The sequence below is a fragment of the Microcoleus vaginatus HSN003 genome (genome assembly GCF_022701255.1).
Lineage (GTDB): Bacteria > Cyanobacteriota > Cyanobacteriia > Cyanobacteriales > Microcoleaceae > Microcoleus > Microcoleus vaginatus_B.
Genome location: NZ_CP031705.1, coordinates 5570710 through 5595527 on the forward strand (window position 1 = coordinate 5570710; position 24818 = coordinate 5595527).

The following is a 24818-nucleotide window of genomic DNA, read 5'->3' on the forward strand; positions in this document are numbered from 1 at the left end:
AGGAATAAATCTTATTTATACTAGATTGCAGTCAGCGCTCGTAGTCGATTAATAGGGTCGAGGGCAAGCATAGATTTACTTCAATCCTTACCCTAATTAATTGAACTCTGTCGTCAAAAACTGCGTCCCCAAGCAACCTAGTATAATTAAGGTCTAGGGACAAAGAATTATTACTTGTTAAATATTATCCCTGAGCGATGTTTTAAACAGAATTCAGGGATATTCACACTACATTAACAAATTTGGGTCAAAAATGTATCTCCTATATCACTTTTAACAATAATTTTGCGATCGCGCCCGAACATCACCGATCCCACGGGGATGTGCAAGTTAGTGTGAGTAAAAATGCAATCCGATGACCGCAAGTCTATTTGTCGGGCGATGTCGCCGTAAATTCGATCGACCCAATTGCTCCCAAACTCGGCGTCTAAAGCCCGCAGTTGCCCGAGAGCCTCTTCGGCTGTCGCTGCGGCAAAAATTGCGGAACACGCATCGGCGGGCATTCCAGCCTTAGCACAGTAAGCTGTGAGAATTTCCCTGCGCCCGTCAGCGAGGTGGTGGTGAGTGTGAAAAATCCCCGCAGCCAATTTCATCAGTTTCCCGTGATAGCCAAACAGTAAAATTGACTGTACCCCCTGACATCCTGCTTCTACCAGCAGCGGGCCGAGCCAATTAGCGGTTTTGACGAGCCTCTCAGGATTAATCCCCAGTTGTCGCGCCAAATCCAATCCGTTTTCGCCGATGCAGAATACTAAAGTGTCAAACACTTCTGCTTTTTGTTGCAATTGTTCGCGGTAAAGTTCCAACTGTCCAGGGGCACTCAGCGGTTGAGAAATGCCAGTTGTACCCAGCAGCGAAAGTCCTTCTACCACGCCGAAAGCTTCGTTAGAAGTGCGGGCGGCTAGTTGCCGCCCAGATGGCAGAATTAGGGTGACAGTAATTTTTTCTCCCCCTGCGAGTTCTTGGCTCAGATTCGATCGCAACAGCCGCATTGCGTAATCATAGATTGCGGCTCCTCCACCGACTGTGTGACGCCCTATACCTTCACCGCCGAGAATCACAATCTGCTCTCCCTCTCCCCGATTCTCTCCCTCTCTCCCGCTTTCCCTCTCTCCCTCTTCCCAATTCCCCAATTCCACCATTGCCCAAACGGGGGTATTGCGAGTCAGATCGAGATTGTCCCCCGGATCGGAGCGAGTCACTCCTAAAGCGGTACCAGTTTTGAGTACAGACGCCTGTTCGATCGGAATTTCTGCCGTTATTTGGGGTTCCAGTAAATTTACTGATACGCTATCAACAGACTGGATACCCTCACGCAAGCACCGCAAAGCTGCAAGTGCGGCCGCACAGGCAAATACTGGCAATGTATAGCCGGATAAAGGTTGAGTTTTTGTCACGATCAAATGCAGAAATCCGTAAATTTGCGGAAGATGACATCACGCAGTAGGAGTGATGCCCCTCAAACATTTAAGCTTAATTTTAAGGTTTGCTATTATCATCAGTTAGCGTAATTTTTGTCAAGTAAGAATTTTTTCCTAGCAGTTCCCGATCTCAGCCACACTTTTGTTGAGGTGCGTTAGCGGAGCCCTCGTAGAGGATCGCCAATAACCCACTCTGAAGCCTTACGGGCACGTGCGGGCGATTTTCACAAAAAACCCGGAATCTCGATCGCGATTGCTTGGACTGAACAAACGGATTCCAGGAATTAGGTACCAATAGTTAGCCGGTCTACTCGGCAAGTCGATCGTCTTTCATTCTAGAGATTTAGCTAGCCGTAAAGGTGCCAGAGGCGAGTCGAGGATCGGGCGCTAAATTTGCTTTGGTCTTTGGGGAACTTGTTTGAGGCGGAATTTGAGCAATTTTTGGCAGGCGAAATGCTGGGATCGCTTCTTGGTTAAGCCCTACAACCTACTTTTTTACAATTACCAAATTTATATCTCCCAAGCGGTTGATGTCCTAGCGATTGCCAGTCATTTATATTGATATGAATTACCCGGACGTGCCAGTCCTACTTTCGAGCTAGCCTCTTGAAGGTGGGACTGGTTTTATCTAACCTTATTACTTCAATCCTCGCATCAACAATCTAAAATCTAAAATCGATTGACTATGGTTGAACCCGTTGCAGAGGTAAATGAACCTCTATCTTTTCAGACTCCAGAAATAGTAGAAATAGTAGACCCGAAAATTTTTCAGCTCGTTCTCTCTGCAAAAACAGCTCTCAAATTTTCTAAAAAAGACGTTCGATCAACCCTGAAAGCCTCAACTCTCGACGGTGTTTTTGCCACTATCTTCGAGTCGGCGACCACCGGCGTGCTGCTGAGCAACTTTTTGCTGCAACTCGGCGCGAGTAGCGTGGAAATAGGTATATTTTTTGCTATTCCGATGGTGGTAAATCTCCTGCAACCACTAGGAGCCTACATCGCAGATCGCACAACCAGCCGCCAGTGGTACAACCTATTTGTATTCGCCGCGTCGCGGCTGCTGTGGCTGGCGCTGGCGGTGGCAATTGTTTGGGGTTCCCAGCACGCAGACCTCCACCAACTGCTGCAATGGACGCTGGTAACAGTCGTAGCAGCGAGTGTGCTGGCAGCTTTGGCCAATTCTAGCTGGTTCAGTTGGATGGCTGCTGTGGTTCCTCAGCGCTTGCGGGGACGCTATTTTGGCTTTCGCAACAGTGCTGTCAGCCTGATCACTTTGCTGGGAGTGCCGCTGATGGGATTGGGAGTGTCAACTTGGGAGGGCGGTCCAATTTTTGGCTATGGTATTGTTTTATTGGTGGGTGTTTTGGCGGGAATGATTAGTTTGGTGTGTCAATCCTTCATGGTTGATGTGAATCCCCAGGTATACAAAAAAGATGCACAGAGCGATCGACTTACAGAGAAAAAAGAAAAGCAAATAACAGATTTTGTGCCTTCTGTGCTGAAAGATTCTAATTTTTTAATGTTTATTCTTTACTTCAGTGTGTGGACATTTGCTGTCAATCTTAGCGCGCCTTTTTTTAATATCTACCTGCTGAAAGATTTAAGCTTGGATGTGAGTTTGGTAACGATTTACACCAGCTTAAGTTCCGGCGCAAATCTACTGCTGCTGATGTTTTGGGGCAAGTTGGCCGATCGCTGGGGAAATCGCCCCCTGCTAATTGCGGTGGGGCTGGTGGTGGCGATAACGCCTTTGCTGTGGTTGGGTACGGGCAATTACCCGTTTGCCCTCTGGGTATGGCTGCCGCTGCTGCACTTGCTAGGGGGAACGACTTTAGGCGCGATCGCGCTGTGTAGTAACAATATTCAAATGGAGATAGCGTCGATCGAGCAACCTTCGACTTATTTTGCGATCGCCGCAGCAGTTTCGGGAGTAGCTGGGGCTTTGGGAACTACCGCCGGCGGCTTTCTTGCCGAACTTCCTGGCATGAGTTTGGGAGCAGTGTTTGCCCTCTCGGCTGGTGTTCGCTTGATTGCCCTTGTGCCTTTGGTTTTGGTGCGAGAACCTCGTAGCCAGTCGCTGCGGTTGATCGTCCCCACTTTGGGACGTTTCAATTTAAACCGCGGCTAGGAAATTTTCGCACAAATTTACCGATCGAGAAACCAGAAAAACCCACAGATTGTTAAAAACTTCAAGCACATCGCAGAAAAGCTGAGAGTGACTGAAACCAAATTCAACCTCATATCGTTTCCGGTTGCATCGGAATAATAAAATCGAGTCAACAGTTAACACTCAACCATTCAGTTTTTCGACCCCGACTCAACTGTCAACAGTCAACAGTCCACAGTCAACAATAATTCCGGTGCCACCGGAATTGATATCAAACATCGCCCAAATCTGATATTTGTGCGCCAAATACCTCACTATTATCTTGCAGCCAACTGACAAATCGATCGAATATAGCTATTTTAAAAGCTGACAAGGCAGAGCGTAAATGTGTTTAAAGGTTTGTTACCGAGGGCCTCGGATCACTACTTCTGTTAAGAGAATCGAGGATTTTCCCAGAAGCAAAGCTACTATTTCACGCTCTGAATTTTTTACGTTTTAGGAGAATCGAGGATTTTCCCAGAACCAAAGCTACTATTTCACGCTGTAAATATTTTAGTTGTATAAATATAAATAAAATTAACATTTTAATACAGCCAACTAGACTATAGGGTATTGTGGGACTAATATCCTGAGAATCGAAATAACTAAAGATCATTGGTAACAACTTAGAAGGGAGTAAATTTTGTCAATACTCCTTTGTATAGAAAGATAATTGAATAATAATGATAATCAAACAAGGGGGTAAAGGTGGGATAGTCTGAATACGGCGGACTATCCCACCGACAGCGATTATCATTATTAATAAGTGGTGTACTCGACTGGCGTTGGGGGCCGGCGCTGGTAGTTGGGGGCCGGCGCTGGTAGTTGCGGGCAAGCGCTGGTAGTTGCGGGCCCGCATGATAGTTGCGGGCGTTGGTATTATCAAACGATAGAATTGACAAAAAATTGAGCAATTGTGTAGGTCAGTAAATATGGCTAAGAGTCAAAAAACCAACCGTGACCATGCCAAAAAAACCACCAGACCGATGGTGGAAGACGAGGTGATTGCCTCGCAACTATCGGCATTACTTACACCAGCCATCACCTCACAAGAAAATTACTACCGTCAACTGGGTTTACGAGGGAGAATTCTTAACCTACCGTTGATGGTAGCAGCGGTATTAACTTTACTGTGGCGAGACGTGGCGGGAGTGACAGAACTCACAAGAATGCTGGCAAGAGAAGGTTTTTTGTGGTGCCGACCCACAACTGTCACTCAACAAGCAATGTCTCAAAGATTTTTAAGTTTTCCAGCTCAACTATTTGAGGGAGTCTTCAAAAATTTATTACCGAGTTTAAGAACATCTTGGCACCAGAGAAATCAACGACCCCTACCAGAAAGCATTCAATTTACCTTGCGGAAATTTTCACGAGTTTGGATAGTAGATAGCTCGACCCTCGAAGCATTATTTTGCAAGCTCAAAAGCCTGGAAGATTTGCCCAAAGGGCAGTTGGCCGGGAAAATGGCAACAGTTATAGATTTAATGACCAGGCTGCCTGTCGAAATTTGGTTTCTGGAAAATCCCAAAGCTTCTGATGTGAAGTTAGAAGAAAATATTCTGCAATTGGTTGAAGGCCAAACATTACTTTTACTGGATAGGGGTTTCTATCATTTTAGCTTTTGGCTCAAATTAATCGAACGAGAGATTCACCTAATTACTCGGTTAAAAAAAGGAGCCTCAATTAAAATCGAGCAAGTATTCACCCAGAGTTACGACCTCCGAGATAGTCTAATCCGTTTGGGTTCAGGAACCACAAAAACGCCATATATCACCTTACGTTTGATTGAGGTTCGTTCGGGTAACACCTGGCATTCTTATTTAACAAGTGTACTTGACCCTAAGATATTACCTCCCTACGTTGTGGCAGATTTATATCGCAGGCGGTGGCGAATTGAAGAAGCCTTTAATACCGTTAAAAGACTCTTGGGCTTAAGTTATTTGTGGACGGGTTCTCTCAACGGTATTCAGTTACAAATTTGGGCCACTTGGCTATTTTATGCTGTCTTGGTCGATTTAGGTGATACTGTTGCTGACCAACTCTGTTTGCCAATAGATGCCATCTCGTTAGAAATGATTTACCGCGGTCTTTACCATTTTTACGTCGCCCATCAACAAGGTAAGGCAACGGACCCGATTTCATATTTCACTTCCAGAGAAAATCAAGATTTAGGTATTGTTAAACGACAACGAAAACCAAATATTAAGTTAATTGTCGCGCCTTTTCCAGAACGACAGCGAGACCCTGAGCAATTTTTCTTTAAGGCTGCTATGGAAATCCCCTTGACAACTGCCATGCAGCCTTAACTTGTTACCAATGACTAAAGATTGCCCAGCCACATAACAACAATTTCGAGCCAAAAACTAGCGGGGAGCGCCTGACGCGATACAAAAAGGAGAATTGGCAATCTCAAGTAACCGATTACCAAAGACAGCTCACTCTCAAATTTCAGATTCATAGAGAGAATTAAAAAATGAAACGTCTGATTGTTTGCTGTGATGGAACTTGGCAACAACTAAATAGTAGTTACCCAAGTAATGTGATTAAGCTTGCCCAGGCAGTGAAATCGACCGCCAGTGACGGGGTTCCGCAGATCGTGTTTTATGACGAGGGAATTGGATCGGATAGTAACAAGATTTTGGGCGGAGCGACTGGACTAGGAATCGGTAGAAATATACAAGATGCCTATCGTTTTCTTTCTCTCAACTATCAGCCTGGTGACGAAATCTATTTATTCGGGTTCAGTCGCGGTGCTTACACAGTCAGGAGTCTAGCCGGGATGATTTATTGCTCCGGTCTTCTAGCCCGCCCTCATATTACCAGGGCATCAGAAGCTTACGAGCTTTACCGTAACCGAGACATTAAACCAAAGGATCGGGTAGCAGCCAATTACCGTGAAGATTATGGCGATCGCGTCCCGATTACCTTACTTGGTTGTTTCGACACCGTTGGAGCCCTTGGTATTCCTACTCTACCCGCCTTCAAGAAGTATCACGAACAGCTCAATAAGAGATACAGATTCCACGACACCACTTTAAATCAGTCAGTTCAGAATGCGTTGCACGCCGTGGCGATCGACGAAATTCGTGAAATCTTTGATGTTACCCCGATGAAAAAAAATCCTGATGTTGAGAACCAGCGGGTTATTCAAGTTTGGTTTCCAGGAGAACATGGCTGCATCGGGGGTGGAACAGAAGAATACAGCGGGTTATCAGATCCAGCCTTGCAGTGGATGTTGGATTCAACCCGCAACCTTGGATTGGGGATTGAATTTGATCCAAGCGTCATTCCCACAGGTATCAATCCTAATTATGAGATTGATTTTAAAAACGATCCTGGGGTCTTCAAATTGGCAGGAATTAAGTTCCGCGATGTAGGCGATGCCATTGAGAATCTTCATGAAAGCGGGATCAAGCGTTTGGAACGCCGAAAAGACTACCGCCCCAAGAATCTAAAAAGCTTTTACTCAAACTTAAATCCAATTGAAGAGGAGATAGAAGAATTTATCAAGCTGCCGGAAGAGACGGTTAGCAATCAATCGAATCCACCACAACCCAAAGAACAAACAATTATGTCTTCACAAATAAACCCCTCTATGTCTTCAAAAAGAGACACATCAAGAGACGGATTTAAAAACAAAGTCGAGACTTTCCTTTTAACTAACTTGAAACCGTTTTGGAACTTCATTCAAAGCAACGAGGGGCTGAGCAAAAAAGTTAACAAAACTCTGATTAACAATGCCATTCTCAAAATTCCAACTCGCCCCTATCCTTTTAGTGCCATGTCTCCCTACACCTCTTGGGATTCGTTAAACGATCGCACTTATTCGGGACTCCAACTACCGCCTACTGATTGGAAGCCCTTAACGAATAAAAACTACATAGGGGTTAATTTAGCACCCACAGATAATTTTGAAAAAAATCTTCCTGATGTCAAGGAACTAGAGGTCTTGTATCGCAAAAGAGGAGAGACTAAATACTCGCCCAAATCCTCTCTGATTTTTCCCTATTTCGTGCAATGGTTTACCGACAGTTTCCTGCGGACAGATCGGCTAGATCAGCGCAGAAATAGTTCCAACCACCAAATCGATCTGTGTAACGTCTATGGGTTGAACGCCAATATTACTCGCCTGCTGAGATCTCATCAAGGAGGAAAGCTAAAAAGCCAAATTATTAATGGCGAAGAATATCCTCCTTTTTATTATGATGACAACGGACAGCCTAAGGAAGAATTCACAGGAATTCCGCATCTAATGGTCGGGGAAAACGAAAAAAAATCGGATAAAATCCCCTATGAAAAAAGAAAAAAATTATTTGTAATGGGGATAGAGTTAGAGCGTGTCAATGTGCAAGTGGGCTATGTAATGCTCAATGTTCTTAGCTTAAGAGAACATAATCGCGTGTGCGACCTCTTGGCAAAAAACTATCCAACTTGGGATGATGAACGCCTTTTCCAAACCGCCAGAAATATAGTGATGGCAGAGTTTCTGAAAATTGTGCTAGAGGATTATATCAACCACATTACTCCCTATAACTTCCAATTCTTCACAGATCCCCCAGCATTTAATCATGAAAAATGGTATCGCACCAATTGGATGTCGGTAGAGTTTACTTTAGTTTATCGTTGGCATAGTATGCTGCCCGATAAGCTGATCCATGACGGCAAAGAAATGTCTATGCCGGAGACGATGTGGAACAATGATATGATTATCAACAAGGGTTTGGGAGCTATGTTTGAAGAAACTTGTTCCCAACCCGCAGCGCAATTGAGTTTATTTAATACGCCTGAGTTCCTAATTCCAACCGAGACCGCCAGTATTCGTGCAGGTCGTGCGGCGAAATTAAGAAGCTACAACGATTACCGCGAACTCTGTAAGTATCCAAGGGTGACTGATTTTGCTCAAATTACTAGCACTGAAGATGTCCAAAAAGAATTGAAACGATTGTACGGTCACGTAGACAACATTGAGTTGTATGTGGGACTCTACGCAGAAGATCTGCGGGCAAATTCAGCCTTACCTCCTTTAGTCGGACGACTGATAGGAATTGATGCCTTTTCTCAAGCTTTCACTAATCCTCTGCTAGCCGAAAATGTGTTTAATCCAGAAACTTTTTCACCTGTAGGTTGGGAAGAGGTTATGAATACCAAGACCCTCTCGCAGGTGTTGAATCGTAATGTTCCTCCCGGCAAAGAGTACAGAGTTTCTTTCTATAATGAGGGTTGGCAACGAGCTTAACGAGGTGACTGAAATAAAGTTGGGTTACAAATTGTGAAGTGCACGCCCTTCTTTTAAATGTATAGCTTCAGTTCAATAGACCTCCCAGAAAAGCCAGTCTTGAACAGGCAGGATGCCTGTTCCACAATAATTATTGGAGAGGTCTAATAGACCTCTCCAGAAAAGCCACTCAAGGGCAGGCAAGATGCCTTACCCCTACTCCCCACAATAATTGTTGGAGATGTCTAATAATAGCCGACAGTCCCAGTGGTGAGTTGTTCGTGGCTTATAGAATTACGCAATGAACCGCGAACAACTTAAACCTGAGAGCCCTAGACATCCCGTTAAAAATTAGGTAAATTACAACGGGAAAATGCCAACCATTATCCCCACAATCAGCTTTTAAAAGGTTATTTATGAGCAAGAAGTTATTTACCGAATATCCAGAACAGGACGAGCTCAAATACTACGATCTTTTGGTTGAGCAAGCCAAGCTTCGGATGGATAATCTTTACGGGGTTAAGGAGCGGGCACTGCGAGATACTCACGCCAAAACTCATGTTTGCGTTAAAGGAACTCTGGAAATTTTTGACTTTGATGAGGAAGCGATTAAACGGGAATTGGGCAAACGCGCTTCGTTAAGTTCTTCGCAACTGAATGCGATTTCCCTTAAGCAAGGTTTGCTAGCAAAACCCAAACATTATCCTGTTTGGTTGCTATTTGCTAACGGGGCTACCAAAGTAGCCAATGATTTCGCCCGAGATTCGCGCTCAATTTCAGTGAAAGTCATGGGGGTGGAAGGGGAACGACTGGCGCAAAGCCACGAGTCAAAAACCCAGGACATCATTGTTCACAATTCAGAGATATTTGTGAGCCAAACCATCAAAGATTACTACGGCTTTTTTTCTGCTCCTGTGGAATCACCAGATACATTGAAAAAGTGGCTAATGCGACATCCCAGACACTTTCTAGCGGTGTCAACGCTTACGGGTAGCCGGACTCCGAAGAGTTTGCTAACAGCAAAATATTGGAGCGGTTCACCCTCTGCTTTGGGTCTCAATCCCGATTTCGATCCCTCGCAGCCTGGTCTAGTTCCTGTCGAATATCCGGCTGTAATTAAGTATGGGTTTACTCCGGTTTCATGCGAACCACCGCACGACATAATTCCAGAACAATCTAGACCGGGAATTCCTAAAATGCCCTTTGTCGATCGCGCTAAAGCCTTGGGTTTAGATCCCAATCAACCCGATAATTATTACCGGGATGACCTAATTCAAGCCCTGGCGAAACCTGACGCTCAATACTGTTGGGATTTTGGCATTCAGTTCCAAACCAGCCTAAAAATGCCGATCGACGATGGCATCAATGTCTGGAAGGAAAAGGAATCACCCTTCTTGAGAGTAGGTCGTCTCACCGTCAAGCATCAGATTATTGATTTTGAAAAACAATCTGATTTCAACGAAAACCTGAGATATTCTCCCTGGAACGGTTTGGCCGTCCATCGTCCAGTAGGCGCGATCAATCGGATACGCGGTGTTGTTTACCCAGTTGTAGCGAATTATCGGCTTCAAAAGCGAGGTCTTGTCCACCAAGAACCAACCGGAGAAGAAACATTTTAAGGGAATAATTTTTGTCGGGGACATCATTCCGGAAACGATATTAACAAGCGAAACCTTCAAAAAATCCCATCCCTTTTTAGGGGTGGGAGTGTTGAAAATTATTAATTTTTAGTGCTCAGTCCTTAGTCCTCATTATTCAGTAGCAATTAATCAATAACTGGGTTCGTACCCAATTATTAATTATTGTGCTAGCAACCAACTGATGACTAATGACCAACGACTGAGGACTAATAACTTAAGCTTGCCGTGAGTAGTATTCCACCACTAGCAGTTCGTTAATCTGTAGAGCAATCCACTCGCGTTCGATAACGCCGTTAACTTTGCCAATTAGTTTTTGCTTATCAAATTCCAAGTGATTCGGCAAGTGAGCCAAGCCTGGGTCTTTGAGATTAGCTTCTACCATTGTGCGCGAGCGCTCTCTATTTTTCACCGCAACTACATCACCAGGCTTGCACTGATAGCTGGCGATATTGACTTCACGGTCATTGACAGTTATGTGACCGTGATTTACCAATTGTCTAGCGGACGGAATGGTTGGAGCCATTCCCATCCGAAACACAGTATTGTCCAAGCGCATTTCCAAAAATTGCAGTAACACTTGACCTGTGGAGCCCGTGACACGGCGGGCTTTGCGGACGTAACGGAGCAGTTGGCGTTCCGTCACACCGTAATTGAAACGGAGTTTTTGCTTTTCTTGCAAGCGAACCGCGTACTCAGAGAGCTTTTTGCGGTTTTGACCGTGCTGTCCAGGCGGATAATCTCGTCTGGGAGTTTTGCGGGTTAGACCCGGCAACTCTTTCAGGCGACGGACGATTCTCAATCGGGGGCCTCGATATCGAGACATTTATTTTCCTCTCTAATATCTGTATGCAATTTTATGCAGACTCTATATTATAGGTTGGTAACGGTCAAAATTCCAACAAAGATCGATAAAAAACGATCGACCGCCGGGCGATCCATAATGTGCGGTAAATTCTGAAGGAAAAGCCGATCGATCGATCGCCCCAATCAGCCAAAAAAACTCACTACTCGATCTGCCATGCACAACCGCAATTTCTCCCGCACTTCTTCCCCAAAGCCAGCACCGACAGGCTCAAGCCCTACCGCGCGCTGGATTTTGGCTCTCGGCACGCAGCTAGCAGCACTTGGTTTGTTAGCCACAGCACTGCCAATCTCACCAGCCTCAGCCATCACTATTAGAATCCCTCGCTCTAGGAATCCCTATCGCGTCTGCGCCCTGGAACTAATCGACGCCGGAGTGGGAGCAGAGGCCGCCGCCGCCGCTTGTGCTGACGCCCTCCGCCCCCGCGACATATCTAGATGCGCCCTTCAAATCAACCGCAAAACCAATATTTCTGGTGTCGAAGCGCTCTCTAGCTGTCGGCGGGTGAGGCGTCCCAAGGAATTGGCTAGTTGCGTAGTGAATATTAACGGCAAAAGTCGAACTCAACCTGCGGCTCCCCTGGTAGTGCTTGATGGATGCCGCCGCAGTTTATTGCCACAACAGTTTGCTGAATGCGTAGTCGGTTTGAGCGGCAGGCTCGACTTTCCCACTGACCGGTTAATCGCCACTTGTCTTGACCCCAGCGACAGCGTGAGCCAGTTCGACGGGCGCCCTGCACCTACCCCTCCTGTGGAGCTAATTCCACCGCCTTTGCCCCTCAATTAATAATGGTTGACTGTTAACGGTTGACTGTTGACTGTTGACTGTTGACTGATGACTGATGACTGTTGACTGTTGACTGTTGACTGTTGACTGATGACTGATGACTACTTTTTCCTAATCAAATGTCAGAAATTTTTGCTCAAATTACAGTCGAAGAATTAGGTCGCCAATTAGCAGAAACCAATGCTGAGAAATTGCAGCTTGTAGACGTGCGGGAACCTTACGAAATTGAACTCGCGGCGCTGCCGGGATTTGTAGCTTTTCCGCTGAGCGAGTTTGCCGAATGGTCTGGTGAAATTGACGCTAGACTCGATCGCGACACAGAAACCCTAGTTCTGTGCCATCACGGAGTGCGATCGGCTCAAATGTGCCATTGGTTAACCCAGCAAGGATTTACCAACGTTAAAAATATCGTTGGTGGCATTGATGCTTACTCAATGGTGGTCGATCGAACCGTCCCCCGCTATTAACATCAAATCCACTTCTTAACTCTCGTTTTCTTCAGAGTCCGCGCGGGCGGACTTTGTATGTGTAGAAACGAATTATATTCCCCCAGAATGAGCTAATTAACAGCAGCCAATCGAAAATTTAAAAGCGTACTCATAGTGAGCCGATCGCGCCCCTGCCTTTTCGAGTCATAAAGAGCCTCATCAGCCGCCAGTAGCAGCGTTGTCGCATCATCTTCCTCGCTCGGAACAACGCTGGCAATTCCCAAACTAATCGTTACCACAGAATTAGGCAAACCGTCAAGGCTCTCCGGGTTAAAAACAATATTCAAATCTTTCACTTTCGCTCTAATTTGTTCGGCAACAACCACAGCCGCCGACGCATCAGTTTCAGGTAAAATCACAGCAAATTCCTCGCCCCCGTAGCGAGCAGCTACATCAGCAGGACGCTGGAGCGATCGGCGAATTGTCTGAGCTACCAATCGCAAACACTCATCTCCTGCTTGATGTCCGTAGGTATCATTGTTCATTAATTGCTGTATCGGATCGCGATCGCTTCAGTTTAGTCCGTATCTGCCCGCCAAATCTTGGACTTTTTCCGCAGTAAATTCTGAGAGTTTAATCGGTCTTCCTACATTAAATGGAGATTGATTAACATTCAAATCAATATAAATTGCTGTCGAATGAATAACCACGGTGCGGAGTTTTTGCCAAGTTGGGCTAGCGCGAGCTTGTTCGTACCAAAAACGGATCATCGACAGAAAATCTTGAGCAATATTGGTGCGTTCAAATACTCGATTTATTTCGTTGATCACCAAGACAATAGGACTGTCAATTTGTGCGAGCAAATAGTTTTCAAAGTAAATAGTGCAGCTTACCTTGCTGCCCATATCTTCATCCCAGAAGTCATCAATATTTGGTTCGAGTTTGAGTTGCCGAGCGACATTGACACAAAGCCAGCGTAAAAATTTATCTAAACTACCAAAAACCGCTGTGTCGGCTTGCTGAAAGTCTAAAGTTACTGTGCGGTATCCACGATCGACTGCCGCGTCAATTATCCGCAGCATCAGCGAACTTTTGCCCATTTTTTTGGGAGCTTTAATGCGAACAAGGCCTCCGGGTTTGCTAATTTCTGCACAGGCCAGGGCTTCGGCCCCTGAGCGATCGATATAAAATGAAGAGTCAAGCGGTATGGGGCCGCCGGGAAAATCTAGCTCGGCAACTGTTTGGATCGAGTTTGGTGATTTTTCGAGTCCTGCCATAGTCCTTGCACAAGGCGATACCCTGACTGTATCTTACCTTTGTCAGGTTAGGAGCTAGACCAGCGGTGTCCAAGATCGATCGACAATCCTAAAAAATCTAACTTTTTAGGGACTTCCCGGAACTGACTTTGCTATAGTAGTGTCACTTTACCCAGTCTCAAACCCTGCTTCAACACGGCTCTGCAGATCGACAAAAATTCGACGGTAGCCCAGACGCGATCATTCTTGGCCTTTACCGGAAAAATAACTCGTCGGTCGTAGATGTCGTGCAGGAAGAGTCCCCATCAAAGGAGAAATAATCATTGTCACGTCGCTACCTGTTTACCTCTGAATCGGTCACTGAAGGCCATCCCGATAAAATCTGCGATCAAATTTCAGATACGATTTTAGATGCCTTACTGACTGAAGACCCCAAAAGCCGCGTCGCAGCCGAAGTTGTCGTCAACACCGGCTTAATGCTGCTGACGGGCGAAATTACCACTAAAGCTCAGGTAAATTACATAGAATTAGCCCGGAAAAAAATAGCCGATATTGGCTACATCCACGCTGACAACGGCTTTTCGGCCAATAGTTGCTCAGTGTTGGTGGCTCTTGATTCTCAGTCTCCCGATATTGCTCAAGGGGTGAACACAGCCCACGAAAGCCGGGAACAATCGAGTGAAGAGGAGTTGGACGCAATCGGCGCTGGCGACCAAGGTTTGATGTTCGGCTTTGCTTGCAACGAAACGCCGGAAATGATGCCTCTGCCGATCAGTTTAGCGCACCGGATTTGCCGTCAACTGGCAGCAGTCCGCAAAACCGGCCAGTTATCTTACCTGCGTCCCGACGGCAAAAGCCAAGTTACAGTCATCTATGAGGACGGCAAACCTGTTGGCATAGATACGATTTTAATTTCTACGCAGCACACTGAAACGATCGGCGACATCACAGACACAGCGGCTGTTCAAGCCAAGATCAAAGAAGACCTGTGGACTGCGATCGTTCAACCGGTGTTTGCCGATATTAGCGTGAAGCCGGATGCAGAAACTCGCTTCCTTGTCAACCCCACCGGCAAATTTGTGGTCGGCGGGCCTCAAGGAGATTCGGGTTTGACGGGCCGCAAAATTATTGTGGATACCTATGGCGGCTATTCCCGCCACGGCGGCGGTGCTTTTTCTGGGAAAGACCCCACCAAGGTAGACCGCAGCGCAGCTTATGCTTGTCGCTACGTTGCTAAAAATATCGTGGCGGCTGGTTTGGCCCAAAAGTGCGAAGTGCAGTTGAGTTACGCGATCGGCGTTGCGCGGCCTGTTAGCATGATGATTGAAACTTTTGGCACTGGAAAAGTTGATGACGATCGCCTTTTGGAAGTTGTGAAGCAGCATTTTGAACTGCGTCCTGCGGGAATCATTCAGGCATTTAACTTACAGAATTTGCCTGCTGAAAGAGGCGGCCGTTTCTATCAAGATGTGGCGGCTTACGGTCACTTCGGACGCACTGATTTAGATTTGCCTTGGGAGGAAACTGATAAGGCGGAACTTTTGAAAGAAGCTTTGAGCCAGAAGTTGTCGGGAGTAGCTGGATAGTACGATTTGGGGGTGCGCGCCGCGCACCTTATCCATAAATAAGATCGGGTGCTACCAATGAATGTAGGGTGCGTACTCCGCACCTTATCCATAAATAATATAGGCGGTTCTTCGGCGCATCTTATTCATAAATAATACCGGGTTCTACCAATCAATAACGTAGCGGGTTCAGTACCCACCTTCAAAGAAAAAAAGAATAAATAAATGCGACTTTTCACACCTTTCCAATCAGCAATTCGCAGTTTTGCCTCTTCCCTCCAACAGCGGTTGGCGACGGCTGGATTTTCTGCACCAAATCCAGCAACGCTGCCAAGTTCGTTTGCGACTAACAATCCTGGTGGAATTCGCGGCATTTGGATACCCACCACTGACTCCAAAGTTCTCACATCAAAAGAGCGAATTGCTGAGGCAATGGACTTTCTCGCCGATACGGGATTTAATACCGTTTTTCCTATAATTTGGAACCAGGGTTATACGGCTTATCCTTCTCAAATTATGCGAGAAAAATTTGGAGTGGAAATTGACTCGCGCTATCAAGGTCGCGACCCCTTAGCAGAAATATGTGTTGAGGCCAAGAGAGTTGGTCTAAAAGTGATTCCTTGTTTTGAATACGGATTTGTGAGTTCTTACAATCGCAAGGGCGGTCATTTGCTGGCGAAAAAACCTGAGTGGACCGCCCGTGATGCCAGCGGCAATTTACTTAAGAAAAATAACTTTGACTGGATGAATTCTCTTGACCCGGAAGTGCAAGACTTTGTGGGGGGGTTGATGCTGGAAGTTGCTAAGAATTATCCGGTAAACGGGGTTCAAGGAGACGATCGCATTGCGTTTCCCGTAGAAGGCGGTTACGACGAAAAAACGGTTAAACGCTATCGAGAAGAATGCGGTAGAGCCGCACCATCGGATTGTAAAGAACAACATTGGGTGCAGTGGCGCGCTGATATTATTACTGAGTTTGTGGCTCGTTTATACCGAGAAGTGAAAGCGATTAATCCTGATTTGTTGCTATCGATGTCGCCGAGTCCTTATGACTGGGGGCTGGTGGAATATTTGCAAGATTCTAAAGCTTGGGTTGACAAAAATGTGGTCGATCTCTTTCACCCGCAGTTTTATCGCCGCGATTTTAATGCTTACAAACAATTGGTCGATAAAATGATGTCGCGACAGCTTAGCGGGGATCAAGTAAAGTGCGTGTCGCCCGGTGTTTTGTTGGCGAATCGAGGCACCAAATATAGCATAACTCCCGAGCTGTTGTTGCAAGTAATTGCCTACAACCGCTCTTGCGGGATTCAAGGAGAAGTGATGTTTTTTTACGAAGGTTTGCGAGATAACGATAACGCTTTGGCTAAGGTTTTGAAAAAAGGGCCCTATGCTCGTTGAGAGATTGTCCCGCAATCAAGCTGTTTCCGCTTGGCTGCGGTCAACCCCGCCGATCGCTATTTCAAACCAAGTTGGTATAAAATAAGACGTTGCACCATTCTCAATAAGCTGTGATTAACAGGCAAGATGCCTGTTCCACAAAGGATGAATTTTCTTGTGGAACAGGCATCTTGCCTGTGGCTGACAATGGTGCAAGATGTGATATCAATTCCGGTTGCATCGGAATTATTGTTGACTGTTGGCTGTTGACTGTTGACTGTTGACTGTTGACTGTTGACGGGCGGGTCAAAAAACTGAATGGTTGAGTGTTAACTGCTGACTCGATTTTATTATTCCGATGCAACCGGAAACGATATGAGTAGAAAATGATATAGCAGAGTTAGGCTATCTCAAAACCCAGCAATGCCAAGCAGCAAGCGCAACTAATTGTCAAGCCGATCGCCCAAACAAACCCGATAATTAATAATTGGGGAGTTGCAAAAATAGGGGAATGAGACATATTTTAGAAGTGGTGCAAGCTTTTTTTGATTAGAAGTAGCGTTTTGTAGATGCCATATTTTTTTTAAAAAGAGTTTAAAAGAGCAATCTCAACCGCTCGCCAAAATATCAGGATAAATCAGTGAACTCAGCAGCAACCCTCATCCAACAGCTACCCGAGCTCAGCGATGCTCAATTTCATCAAAAATATTTGAAACAAAAACAAGGGATGCGAACCTTGGCAACAATATTGCCGCAAGTAGAACAGCAAAGTCTGGCTTTGCGGGCAGTAAAATTAGCTCTAAAAGTAAATTTAAAACTCGGCTCCAAGCTAGCAGGAACGGTAAAGCCAGAATTTCAAATAGCCACAATAAAATTAATCGAAAAAATCCCCACTTCGCCTCTGCTCAAAATTCAACTGCTGGCCCTAACAAGTTCGGATATGGCAATTCCGATACTGGTGGCGGCATTGAACCACAAAGAAAGTGCAGTGCGCCTGGATGGGATTCGAGCGATCGGGAAAATCGGCTCCGAAGCGGCAGTAATTGAATTAGCCCGATCGCTCGAATCCAAAGATTCCCAAATGCAAGCTTGGGCCGCTTGGGCTTTAGGAGAAATTGACTCGAAACCAGCCGCCGTCGCACTGTTCAAAGCTATCAAACACCCAGAGTCCAAAGTGCGCGCCTGGGCTGTTTGGGCCTTGGGCAAAATTAACCCGAAAACAGCCGTCCCCGCGCTGCTGAGAGCCCTCAAACACCAAGATTCCGAGGTGCGCTGGCGGGCGGCGGTCAACTGCGGGAAAATCGGCGTCTCTGAGGCAGTACCCGGGCTGCTGAATGCCCTCAGAGACGAAAATCATATCGTCCGCGCTAGGGCCGCGGCGGCTTTGGGGAAAATCGGCGTGTCTGAGGCAGTACCCGGTTTAATAGAATTGCTTCACGATGATCCCGACTCCTATGCAGTTTCTTGGAGGGCCGCCGAGGCCTTGGGACAAATCGGCACGGAAACGGCTGTGGCTGGGCTGGTACAAGCCCTCAACCATGACGACTCAGACGTGCGTGGCAGTGCAGTTTCTGCCTTGGGGGAAATCAGCAGCGAGGTTGCTATGGTGGCGGTAATGCAATCGCTCTCGGATCGAGACATTTTCGTGCGCGGCAGGGCGGCGGTTGCCCTGGGAAACATCAATACAGAGGGAGATGCTAAATTGCAAAAAATGGTGGTCGCGGGACTGGCGATCGCAATTGGCGACAGCGAATCTTATGTCCGGTGGAGAGTTGCTGCTGCTTTGGGGCAAATAGGGACAGAAGAAGCTGTGGCAGGTTTGGTGCGGCTGCTGGGGGACGAAAATTCTGGAGTGCGCCAAAAGGCTGTTAAATGCCTCGGTCGCATTGGCTCAACGGCTGCTATTGTTGCTCTGGAAACAGCTTTAAATCCCGAATTTGCTGACGTTCGGGCGCTGGCTGCCCAATACTTGGCGGATGTCACCACTGAGGGAGAAACAGTTGATTGTGAAGCCTCTGTTTCCGCAGATTTCTCCGGTGAAAAGCTGCCGAAAATCCTGATTGCTTCGCAAGCAGAAGCCAGCGAATACATTGTCGATCGCGCTGTGGGGCGCCAGATCAAATACCTGATCTCGATCGGCAGTCCAGGCGTCCCCGAACCCAAAACTTTTGATCAAATCCCGAACCGAATGTGCCTGAAGTTTAACGACCTCGACACCCCGGTTGACGACCCCGATCAAATTTTGCCTACCCTTGAGGATGTACTTAAAATTATTGACTTTGCCCTCAAAATGTCGCCACAGGGAGGCAGTTTGCTGATCTGCTGCCAAAGTGGGATCAGCCGTTCAACTGCCACAGCTTTGACGGTTTGTGCTGCGCTGTTGGGTCGCGGCAAAGAACGGGAAGCTTGGGCCGTTGTGCTCGCCGCCAAGCCCCAAGCCAAGCCGAATCGCTGGATGGTACACTTGACGGATGAAGCTTTGGGTAGAGACGGTAAGCTAGCACTGGCGATCGAATTGACCACCGCAACTCCAGAACTCGCAATCGCCAAAAATTGACCGAAAGCATCCAGGATACAAGCCCCCGGATTCATCGGTGGAGAAATAAAAAACCTGTATCCGATGAAACTTGCCCCCCGAATTTATCCGTGGGGTCAATGCTTCAATTCTTTAATCTAAAATCGATTGACTCCCAGAAACCGGGTTTCTTTTCGCAAAGCCTACAGTTATACTCAACTAACGACACTTCACCTCAGACTTGTCTGTGCGGGGCAACGATGCCAAAAGTCGATCGCCAGGGTGCAAAAGTTCGATCGGGTGCTGTATTTGTGACATTCTGTGCTAGAAAGTCGTCGGATGCTCAACAAAAAGCGTCAAGCAATCGTCGCATTGCTGGCTGCCAAACTCCAAAGCTGAGGAATCGGGTGCATTGTCCACAGACAATATCAGCTTGGGGGAACTCACAGGCAAAACCTATCAGACAGAATTTTCTGGCTGTAAGATTCCACGCGGGGATAATTCACTGCCGGGATAAATTTTTATTTATTTTGCCTGCTGCAGACTTTTACGAGTCGAAAAAGTAATTTGGCAACAGCCATCAACAGCCTAATTATCTCTTAGACATCAACCGAATTTAAGTTTATCCTCTGACTCGACAAGAGTTTTAGATACTTTTTCGCCGAGGTCTACTAGAAAATAGACAAGCTTTTCCGTTTGGAGAATTTAAGAGCGTGGTAAATTTTAACAGAATACAGTGGTTGCATATGTCAAAAATTAACTTGCTCAAAAAAACAGGGGACGAAGCAAGTCTATCGGTAGCCGTTTGCGAAGGCAAAGGCAAAGCAAATTCCGACTTAGAACCATTTAATCAGCAGGAAAAACCTGTAGGAACGCCAAAATTTAACCCAAATAATAGCAATGTAGGTAAACTGATGCGGCTCTTTATTTTCGGACAAGTGGCTTCTGTAGAAACCGCGAGTCCCAAAAGATCCAGCCAGGATTTGGTACAAAAATCATCCTTAAAAAGCAGCACAAGCTGGCCATCTAAAATTGGCAGTTTGCCTATCCATCAAAAAATTGGTGGCGGGTATTTGCTGGCAATAGGAATCGGCTTTGTTGGCTCCCTGAGTGGACTGCTAATCGCCGACTACTACCAAGGACAAGGAGTAAACCAACTCAATGATGCTCACCTGCAAGCCCAATTGCTGGCCAATTTTAAAGATGCAGCGCTGGCGGCGCAATTGCAGGGAGCACAGCTAGATTCTTTTGTAGATAATTCGGTCAAGCTAAAACAGCAAGAAGAGCAGTTGGTTAAGAGTATTGTTCAGGCAAAAAATCTGCGGTTGCGTATAGAAAAGTTTGCCGACAGCCAACCCGCTTGGCTGGCGGCAAAACCGGAAGTTCTCAAGTTTTTACTGCAAGATTGCACGAAGAATTTAGAAGCCTATGCCGATAATCTAAAGTCAACTTTGCCGAAAATCCAGCAATCGCAACTATCGCCTCGGGAGATAGAGTCGGCCAGAAAATTGCTCGCAATCGAAAGCGGAGAAGGTGTCCAACAGCTCAACAGCAGCCTTGAGAAATTGAGCAAAATCCTGGAGATTGCCCAGCAGCAAGAGGGGCAAGGCGGTCAGGTGATGGAAGACGCCCAAGGAATGGAAAAAGCCATAATTATAATTAGTATGCTGCTGTCGGTAGCAGTGGCTGGAGTTGTGGCTGAGCGCACCAGTCGGGCGATCGCCCAACCTGTGATCAGCGTCACTCAGGTGGCCGAACAAGTAGCTGCTGAGTCTAATTTTGACTTGCGAGCCCCCGTCACGGCACAAGGCGAAATAGGCTCTCTGGCTGTCTCTCTCAATCACTTAATCGAGCGAGTTTCCGAACATACAAAAGAATTGAAACAAGCTAAGGAAGCGGCAGTCACCGCTAACACTGCTAAAAGCCAGTTTTTAGCAAATATGAGCCACGAATTGCGGACGCCTTTAAATGCGATTATCGGCTACAGTCAATTACTTTCAGAAGATGCCCAGGATGCGGGATTTGATGAGTTTGTACCCGACTTGCACAAGATTCAGACTGCCGGGACGCACCTCCTATCTTTGATTAACGATATCCTCGATTTGTCAAAAATTGAAGCGGGGGGGATGAAACTCGAAATCGATGAATTTGCCATCGAATCCCTGGTTGATAATGTTGCGAGTGCCGCGAAACCGTTGGTAGAGAAAAATGGCAATGTTTGGGAGATTGAGTGCGATCGAACTGTGGGCATAATGCACGCAGATTTCAAGAAAGTGCGGCAAATTTTGATGCACCTGTTGAGTAATGCTGCTAAGTTCACCAAAAACGGGAGGGTGAAACTGAGTGTCAGGCGCATTGAAGGAAGCGGAAAATTGAATGCAGCAGGGCGATCGGCGATTGACGATTCAATGCCTGCCGATGAAACTCATTCTGCGGCGATCGCTTGTCCCCTGCTGAATGTTGAAGAGTTGGATTGGATTTGCTTATCGGTTAAGGATACCGGAATTGGAATGTCGGAAGAACAACAGCACAAATTGTTTGAAGCTTTTGTGCAAGCTGACTGTTCATCAACGCGACCGTATGACGGCGCCGGATTGGGGCTGACACTTAGCCGCTACTACTGTCAGATGATGGGCGGGGAAATTTTGGTAGAAAGCGAGGAGGGGAAAGGATCTATTTTCACTGTCCGCATACCGGCAGGAAACGGATGATGTGATGTTTGGGCGAGAGATGTAGGGGGTAGGCAGAGGGGCGAAAATTGATGTTTCAAACCTCTGGCTTTATGTCCAAATGCTTTAGTCTTGTCAGTGGTTAGTCTACGGTTAGCTATGTGTTATTTGTTTCTCCCGAATCGAGTAAAGCTATACCCATAATGCTGTCTCCACCTTTGGCCTTAGATAAACGCATTGCCAACGAAACCTCTGGCAAAGTTTTGCCATATCCTATGCTGCCAGTTAATCCAGTTTGGACTGTATAAATTCTTTGCATCTCATTGAGTAAACTAACTTTATAGCGCGATTTGAAAAGAATATTATCTCCTTCCGCAAAAAATACACTTTTATCATCTTTGGTTTCTTTGTATATCAGCTTCTTCAACGCCTCAATTGCGCCCTTTACTGTCTTACTACGTTTTCTCACTTCTTCTTCACTTGATTCTTCAAATGCTCTATCTAAATAGTCTCCAGTAGAATCACCATCAAAACCAAAATAAAACACTGTTTCATCCTCTTCTATGGGAGCTTCCAGATTTTTGATGTTTACAAGTTGACCAGTTTGATCTATAAAAGCAGCTAATGTTTTAGTTGTAAATTGCAGAAAGGTAAATGCCAATTGAGAAGATAAACTGGATTGAATTGCTGTTATTTCTTTTGAATGTCCATTTTCGGTAGAGGGATGAGCAATATCATTACGTATCGAAGTAATTAGCTTAGTAAGGTTTTCTAGCATTTCTATATTAACAAAGTATTTAGGATTTTTAGCAAAAACCTCTCTCACTTCACCTAGCTTTTGACCAAGTGTTTTATTTTCCAAATCAGCATTTTTAACAACACTAAGAATGATATTTGCGACTTCCTCAATGCCAGCCGAGGATGCAAAAATGGAATGACGGTAACTGTATGATTCTTTAGTAACCTCACCCAGCAAGCGATAATGCACGCCGGACAACAGTGACTCTCGCAAATGCTCAATATCACGTCCCGAAGGCAACAATTTTTTCAAATCAATCATAAGCTGGTTAATCATTGAACGATGTCGTAAAACTTCTGTGTAATTGAACTTGCCAATAGTATCAAATTCTCCAATCGGTGGAAACTTGCGATATTCTATGCTTACGCCTACTTCTTGTTCAAGTTCGTGATAAAAAAGACTAGCTTGCTTTTTTCTTGTAACTGGATCATCAGAAAAATCGGTTTCCAGCGAATAGATATTATCTATATCAAGTACATAAGCAAAAACAGCAAGGATAGATTTGAGAGATGAAATACCGTTTGTTAAATCAACGTAGTTTTGTGTGTTGTCAAGCGGATTAACTATCGTGCGTAATTGTTCTACAAGATCTCTAAATCTATCAACATTAGAATCCTCGATTTTTGTGACATGATGTACCAAACTGGTTGAGGAAATCTTATAGTGGCTCAGAGCGTCTTGCCAAGATGTTGAATCTGTCAGAGCTTGCAATGATTGCTCTGTATGAAAGACGTGTACTTGACGAAAAGTTAAATCGTCATTGTGTGTATCGATTCGAGCCTGAAGGGTAGCTCTAATAATCGCATTTATCATTGCAGGTACATTTCTGTTCCCTGCCAAGATCAATTTAAAGGATTTTTGATGGACGTTCATTTTTATATTATTGAAAAGTAATTACCGAGGCAATAAAATAACAAAAGCTCCTTAAAGAGCCTGCGTCAAAAAATAAATTTTGCTATTCAGAACGTTTTTACCGGAATTTCCTCGACCCTAGTGGGTAACGGGATGTCATGCTTAGAGCATTTCTGCTGCATCCATGTCTCTAATATAGTTTATGATTTGGCTCTGTGTCAATTCCCTAGTCGAAATACTAGAACTGCTTACCAACACAGGATATAACTAATCAAGATTACCCGCAGTCGATACCTTTGGCGAGCGCAGGGGGGAATCTGCTACTGTGAATAATATTGGTTTAGTGTACGACACCATCTCGCAACCGCAAGAAGCATTGAAATATTTTAACCAAGCTTTACCAATCAACCGGGAAGTGGACGCTCGCAGCGGGGAAGCTACTACTTTGAATAATATTGGTGCAGCGTATGACAGCCTTTCCCAACCGCAAGAAGCATTGAAATACTATAACCAAGCTTTACCAATGTGGCGGGAATTGGGCGATCGCGCCCGGGAAGCTGCTACTTTGCGTAATATTGATGCAGTAAACAACAGAAGTCAACCGCCAAGCAGAACAAATATCCCGCCAATTCCCAAATGAACAAGGTTATTTCCCTGCTGTATTGCAGGCAATTAAGAACCGCTAAACTCTCCCCCACAAAGCCAATCCGCCACCTCTTCCCCTAGCTGCAATTATCCCATCTTCTACCAAAAAATATGCAAAAAATGCCTGCTTTCCCACACTCAAACTAAAAAATTCCGCCTCCCGCGCTTCTCCACCGCGAATAAATCCTTGATACACAGTTTTACCCAACACTTTCACAGTAATTCTGGTAAAATCAAAAGCTAAAATATTGTTAGGCAAAAACTTAGTCGGCCCGGAAAGAGTTAGTACGATCGCCCCAACCTGCACCGAATTCTCCACCCTGCCGGTTTCGCTAGGCGCTTCCCCTTCAGCAACAGGTTCAGCCGAATAAGCAATTTGAATTTTCGCAATCCACTCAGGGATGTAACGTCCCGCACCCAAGACAATTCCCGCTTTTTGTCGAGTCTTTTTGGTGCCGGTGATAAAGCAGAGTTGCCAGTTGCCGATTAATTGCTCGAAGGAATAGCGAATTTTGGTTTTTTTCGCGCTTTTCTCAGCTTCTAGGAGGGCGGCAACTACGGCGTTGGAAGATGGTTTAGAATTAGATTTAGCGGCTTGTTCTAGAATAGATATATTTTCCATTTAATATACAAACCAGT

At 45.7% G+C, this 24818-nt stretch carries 19 protein-coding genes; 13 read left to right on the plus strand and 6 right to left on the minus strand.

The genetic code is table 11. From position 1 onward, the window contains the following. Positions 1 to 233: 233 nt before the first annotated feature. On the minus strand, positions 234 to 1397 hold the full coding sequence (gene cbiD, locus D0A37_RS24090) for a cobalt-precorrin-5B (C(1))-methyltransferase CbiD (protein WP_242718230.1): 1164 nt from the start codon (positions 1395 to 1397) through the stop codon (positions 234 to 236). A 709-nt stretch (positions 1398 to 2106) separates the two neighbouring features. On the opposite strand from cbiD, the gene D0A37_RS24095 reads away from it, so the two are divergent. The 4 genes from D0A37_RS24095 to D0A37_RS24110 all read left to right on the plus strand — a co-directional run bounded on the left by D0A37_RS24095 (position 2107) and on the right by D0A37_RS24110 (position 10401). Beyond that, positions 2107 to 3549: an MFS transporter gene (locus D0A37_RS24095; RefSeq protein WP_242725727.1), complete on the plus strand. Its 1443-nt coding sequence runs from the start codon at positions 2107 to 2109 to the stop codon at positions 3547 to 3549. Positions 3550 to 4553: 1004 nt separating this feature from the next. Further along, positions 4554 to 5873 (plus strand): IS4 family transposase, encoded by a 1320-nt coding sequence (locus tag D0A37_RS24100; RefSeq protein ID WP_242725472.1) that lies wholly within the window; start codon positions 4554 to 4556, stop codon positions 5871 to 5873. A gap of 167 nt (positions 5874 to 6040) precedes the next feature. Further along, the gene (locus D0A37_RS24105) at positions 6041 to 8803 is read left to right on the plus strand and encodes a phospholipase effector Tle1 domain-containing protein (protein ID WP_242718232.1); all 2763 of its coding nucleotides are present in this window, start codon (positions 6041 to 6043) and stop codon (positions 8801 to 8803) included. Between the two features lie 395 nt (positions 8804 to 9198). Further along, positions 9199 to 10401, plus strand: coding sequence for a catalase family protein (locus D0A37_RS24110; RefSeq protein WP_242718234.1), 1203 nt, complete (start codon positions 9199 to 9201; stop codon positions 10399 to 10401). 235 nt (positions 10402 to 10636) lie between these two features. Here the strand turns inward: D0A37_RS24110 and rpsD are convergent, their stop codons facing one another. Continuing rightward, complete coding sequence (gene rpsD / locus D0A37_RS24115) at positions 10637 to 11245, minus strand: 30S ribosomal protein S4 (protein ID WP_193975783.1); 609 nt, start codon at positions 11243 to 11245, stop codon at positions 10637 to 10639. Between the two features lie 195 nt (positions 11246 to 11440). Here rpsD and D0A37_RS24120 point away from each other — a divergent pair, with 195 nt between their 5' ends. Both D0A37_RS24120 and D0A37_RS24125 read left to right on the plus strand, forming a co-directional pair. After that, on the plus strand, positions 11441 to 12070 hold the full coding sequence (locus tag D0A37_RS24120; protein ID WP_242718236.1) for a hypothetical protein: 630 nt from the start codon (positions 11441 to 11443) through the stop codon (positions 12068 to 12070). A gap of 119 nt (positions 12071 to 12189) precedes the next feature. Beyond that, the gene (locus D0A37_RS24125) at positions 12190 to 12537 is read left to right on the plus strand and encodes a rhodanese-like domain-containing protein (RefSeq protein ID WP_242718238.1); all 348 of its coding nucleotides are present in this window, start codon (positions 12190 to 12192) and stop codon (positions 12535 to 12537) included. Between the two features lie 92 nt (positions 12538 to 12629). On the opposite strand, the gene D0A37_RS24130 is transcribed toward D0A37_RS24125, so the two are convergent. Next, positions 12630 to 13043: a GGDEF domain-containing protein gene (locus tag D0A37_RS24130; protein WP_242718240.1), complete on the minus strand. Its 414-nt coding sequence runs from the start codon at positions 13041 to 13043 to the stop codon at positions 12630 to 12632. A 27-nt stretch (positions 13044 to 13070) separates the two neighbouring features. Beyond that, entirely contained in the window at positions 13071 to 13775 is a 705-nt protein-coding gene (locus D0A37_RS24135) for an AAA-like domain-containing protein (protein WP_242718242.1), read from the minus strand. A gap of 302 nt (positions 13776 to 14077) precedes the next feature. Between D0A37_RS24135 and metK the strand changes: the two genes are divergently transcribed. From metK to D0A37_RS24160, 6 genes are all read left to right on the plus strand, one after another. Beyond that, positions 14078 to 15340: a methionine adenosyltransferase gene (metK, locus tag D0A37_RS24140; RefSeq protein WP_242718244.1), complete on the plus strand. Its 1263-nt coding sequence runs from the start codon at positions 14078 to 14080 to the stop codon at positions 15338 to 15340. A gap of 204 nt (positions 15341 to 15544) precedes the next feature. Further along, a complete protein-coding gene (locus D0A37_RS24145) occupies positions 15545 to 16720 on the plus strand; it encodes a glycoside hydrolase family 10-like protein (protein ID WP_242718246.1) in 1176 nt (391 codons plus the stop codon). A gap of 126 nt (positions 16721 to 16846) precedes the next feature. Then, entirely contained in the window at positions 16847 to 16969 is a 123-nt protein-coding gene (locus D0A37_RS29180; protein WP_278187104.1) for a hypothetical protein, read from the plus strand. A 370-nt stretch (positions 16970 to 17339) separates the two neighbouring features. Further along, entirely contained in the window at positions 17340 to 19256 is a 1917-nt protein-coding gene (locus tag D0A37_RS24150; protein ID WP_242718248.1) for a HEAT repeat domain-containing protein, read from the plus strand. Positions 19257 to 19382: 126 nt separating this feature from the next. Further along, a complete protein-coding gene (locus D0A37_RS24155; protein ID WP_242718250.1) occupies positions 19383 to 19529 on the plus strand; it encodes a hypothetical protein in 147 nt (48 codons plus the stop codon). A 431-nt stretch (positions 19530 to 19960) separates the two neighbouring features. After that, positions 19961 to 21925: a sensor histidine kinase gene (locus tag D0A37_RS24160; protein ID WP_242718252.1), complete on the plus strand. Its 1965-nt coding sequence runs from the start codon at positions 19961 to 19963 to the stop codon at positions 21923 to 21925. Positions 21926 to 22040: 115 nt separating this feature from the next. Here the strand turns inward: D0A37_RS24160 and D0A37_RS24165 are convergent, their stop codons facing one another. Then, complete coding sequence (locus tag D0A37_RS24165) at positions 22041 to 23555, minus strand: mCpol domain-containing protein (RefSeq protein ID WP_242718254.1); 1515 nt, start codon at positions 23553 to 23555, stop codon at positions 22041 to 22043. A gap of 304 nt (positions 23556 to 23859) precedes the next feature. Between D0A37_RS24165 and D0A37_RS24170 the strand changes: the two genes are divergently transcribed. After that, on the plus strand, positions 23860 to 24174 hold the full coding sequence (locus D0A37_RS24170; protein WP_445242441.1) for a tetratricopeptide repeat protein: 315 nt from the start codon (positions 23860 to 23862) through the stop codon (positions 24172 to 24174). A gap of 42 nt (positions 24175 to 24216) precedes the next feature. On the opposite strand, the gene D0A37_RS24175 is transcribed toward D0A37_RS24170, so the two are convergent. Beyond that, positions 24217 to 24801: a hypothetical protein gene (locus tag D0A37_RS24175; protein WP_242718256.1), complete on the minus strand. Its 585-nt coding sequence runs from the start codon at positions 24799 to 24801 to the stop codon at positions 24217 to 24219. Positions 24802 to 24818: the final 17 nt, after the last annotated feature.